Origin of the sequence: Palleronia sp., assembly GCF_042089775.1 — a bacterium.
In the GTDB taxonomy this organism is placed as follows: Bacteria; Pseudomonadota; Alphaproteobacteria; order Rhodobacterales; family Rhodobacteraceae; genus Palleronia.
In genome coordinates this window covers 1-3051 of record NZ_JBELKF010000033.1, presented here as the reverse complement: position 1 = coordinate 3051, position 3051 = coordinate 1, and the positions used below count along the sequence as shown (strand labels likewise).

The window sequence follows — 3051 nt, the reverse complement described above, 5'->3', positions numbered from 1 at the left end:
GTCGAGGCCATGCCGCAAGCGGCCGCGGTGATGGCCGAAGGGGAGCAGGGTTTCGCCAGCGGCCCCGTCGCGGCGGACGAAATTGCGGCAACCCTGGCTGACACCGGGCACGGCGTGATCATTCGCGGCCGAGACCGCGGTCCGCTCGCTCAGGCGGCCGAGAAAGTAGGGGTGCCCGTTCAGAGTATATTCCGGCGGGTCGACGGCAGCGGCCGCGACGGGCGCGCCATCGGACGATTCCTCGACCAGGCGGCATTCGAGGCGCGTAATCGCGGCGCCGTCGTGGTGATTGCCGACAATACGCCCGAAACCGCCGAGGGGATAGAGCGGTTCCTAGGCAGTTCTCGTGCCGACACGGTCGCTCTCGTGCCTGTCTCGGCAATCCTTCGCAGCCAATGAGGCCCGCACTCACGGGCACGCTCGCCATGGTGGGCGCCTGCACGATCTGGGGCTTGTCGGCGATCTACTACAAGCTCTTGGCGCATGTTCCGCCGGCCGAGGTTCTCGCGCACAGGACAATCTGGTCCGCGCTGTTCTTCGCAGCGGTGCTGGCGGGGCGGGGGCGACTTTCCTCCGTTGCCCGGCTTGCTCGGGGGCCACAGATTGCCGGCCTCGTCACCGTGGCTGCGATCATGATCGCGTCGAACTGGTTCTGCTTTATTTTCGCGGTGCAGGCCGGGCACGTCGTCGAGGCGAGCCTGGGCTACTTCATCTTCCCCCTCGTTTCGGTTGCGCTCGGCGCGGCGATCTTCCGTGAAAGACCGACGCGTGCACAGGGAGGCGCAATCGCTCTGGCTGCTGTGGGGGTGGGCACGCTCATCGTCGGGTTGGGTGCGGCGCCCTGGGTCTCGTTCGCGCTGGCGATCACCTTCGGGTTCTATGGCGTCGCGAAGAAGGCGATCGAGGCGGACGCTATGGCCAGCGTCACCGCAGAGGTGGCTCTGCTTTCGCCGCTGGCGCTCGGCTGGCTTGTCTGGGCCGTGCCGGGATGGGGCGCGTTCACGGGGCGGGACGCGTTTCTGCTGGTGGCGTCGGGGCCAATCACGGGTCTGCCCCTGATCCTGTTCACGGTGGCGTCGCGGCGGTTGTCGCTCTCGGGGGTCGGGGTCATCGGCTATCTGAACCCGACGCTGCAGTTCTTTTGCGCGACGGTCCTGTTCGGAGAGCGGTTCACACCGTGGCACGCTGCTGCGTTCGGAGCGATCTGGATCGCGCTCGCCATCTATTCAGGCGAGGCGATTGTCAGGCGCCGTCGGGTTCGAGCAGCGCCGCCAGCGCCGTGAGCGCCGCCTCGGCATCCGGCACCTTGGTGATGAAGCCCAGGAGGCTCTCGGCCGCAAACCCGGTCGAGACGACGCTGTCGAGCATCGCGTGGAGCGGGTCCCAATAGTCGGCGACGTTCACCAGCACGATCGGCTTGTCGTGCAGCCCAAGCTGGCGCCACGTGAGCGCCTCGAAGAATTCATCGAGAGAACCCGCGCCGCCCGGCAGCATCACCACCGCATCGGCATTCATCAGCATCACCTTCTTGCGTTCGTGCATGGTCTCGGTGATGACAAAGCGAGACAGGTCGCGCTTGCCGACCTCGAGGTCGAGAAGGTGCCGCGGGATGACGCCGAACGTGTCTGCGCCGCCCGCCTGTGCCGCCCGCGCGACCCGGCCCATCAGGCCGACATCGCCCGCGCCGTAGACCAGCCGCCAGTTCCGCGCGGCGATTCCCGCACCCAAGGCGTCGGCGGCGGCACCAAAACGGCTGTCATTGCCGTCCCGCGATCCGCAATAGACGCAAATCGATCGGCTCGGCGTGGTTTTCTGGGGCATGGACTCGCCTTCTCCGTTGTTTTTCCGCAATGCTTTGGAACGGATGGGGCGGCCCTGCAAGGGCGCGTACGGCAAGGAGAACGCGATGACCCGGGTGTTCGGCATGCTATTTGGCTGCGCGATCGCGGCCGGTCTGCTGGCGGTGGGTCTGTGGCTGGCGCCGGGCGTCAAGATCCCGGACGAGGCTACGACGCGGGCTGCGGTCGCGCCGGACGCAACCATTCCCGAACCCGCGCTCCAGCCTGCGCCGCCGCCGCCCGCTGCGGAGGTTGAAGAGGCCGAGGGGCCCGAGGTCGACATTCTTCGGGTCGAGCGGGACGGCGCGACGCTGGTCTCGGGTCGCGCGACGCCGGGGGCCGAGGTCGAGATCCTCTTGGGCGAGGGAACGGCGGGCGTGGCTGCGGCCGATGCGCAGGGGAATTTCGTCGCGTTTCTCACCCTTCCTGAAAGCGACGCGCCGCAATCGCTGAACGTGAGAGAGCGTGACGCAGAGGGCACGGCTCGACCTGGAACGCGGAACTTCGTGGTCGAGACCCGACGTCCTGCGCCCAATGGTCTTCAACGTGAAGCGGCCGCGAGCAATGCCGAGATCGCCGCGGCTCGCCCAAAAGATGAGGCCGCGGCCGTTTCGGCGGCAGACGTTCCCACGGATACTCCGTCAGTGCCAACGCCCGAGGTTGCACCGGCCGACGACGCGCGCAACCCATCGCGGGTCAGCCTCGCTGGTGACGCCGCTGCCCCGCAGCCCATAGCGCCTCTCGGTCGGTCTACTACGGAAACGCAGCCGCCGAACTCGCCGCGCGCAGCTCGGGACATCGTGGCCGGGGACCGACCCGATGCGCCCGATCCGAGCACCGAAATTGCGGCGGCATCCCCTGTACCGCATGCCGAGGACGCCCCTGTCTCGACAGATAGGCCAGATCCGCCGCGGGCGGGCGACAAGAGCCGCAGGCCGGCCGAGATAGGCATTCCGCCCGTTCAAGTCGCTCTGCCTCAGGCCGAGGGCGCGCCTGCGAACGTGCCAGCGGACGGCGAGATGCTCATGACGCGAACGAACTCGCCCACGGTGGTCGATGCGCCGGTGCAGCCCGAGGCGCCGAGGGTCCTGCGGGTCGAGAACGGCAGCCTCAGCGTGGTGCAGGACGGCGCGCCGCAGCCTGCGCTCAGCATCGACACCATTCGCTATGCGCCCGGCGGCACCGTAGTCCTCGGTGGTCGCGCGCCGCAGAC

At 68.2% G+C, this 3051-nt stretch carries 4 protein-coding genes; 3 read left to right on the top strand and 1 reads right to left on the bottom strand.

The genetic code is table 11. The annotated features are described in order from the left end of the window. On the top strand, positions 1-399 hold a 399-nt coding region (locus tag ACFDS3_RS09985; RefSeq protein WP_375262208.1), incomplete at its 5' end, for a divergent polysaccharide deacetylase family protein. Next, positions 396-1283, top strand: a complete 888-nt coding sequence (gene rarD, locus ACFDS3_RS09980) for an EamA family transporter RarD (protein ID WP_375262207.1) — start codon at positions 396-398, stop codon at positions 1281-1283. The genes ACFDS3_RS09985 and rarD, both read left to right, overlap by 4 nt. Here rarD and ACFDS3_RS09975 read toward each other — a convergent pair. After that, positions 1243-1821, bottom strand: a complete 579-nt coding sequence (locus tag ACFDS3_RS09975) for a TIGR00730 family Rossman fold protein (protein WP_375262206.1) — start codon at positions 1819-1821, stop codon at positions 1243-1245. The two genes, rarD and ACFDS3_RS09975, sit on opposite strands and share 41 nt — an antisense overlap. 85 nt (positions 1822-1906) lie before the next feature. On the opposite strand from ACFDS3_RS09975, the gene ACFDS3_RS09970 reads away from it, so the two are divergent. Then, the coding region (locus ACFDS3_RS09970) for an Ig-like domain-containing protein (RefSeq protein ID WP_375262205.1) at positions 1907-3051 on the top strand (1145 nt) is incomplete at its 3' end.

Bases quoted from the DNA above. Each gene is read 5' to 3' on its own strand.
- rarD (WP_375262207.1), top strand. From the start codon at position 396: ATGAGGCCCGCACTCACGGGCACGCTCGCCATGGTGGGCGCCTGCACG.
- ACFDS3_RS09975 (WP_375262206.1), bottom strand. From the start codon at position 1,821: ATGCCCCAGAAAACCACGCCGAGCCGATCGATTTGCGTCTATTGCGGA.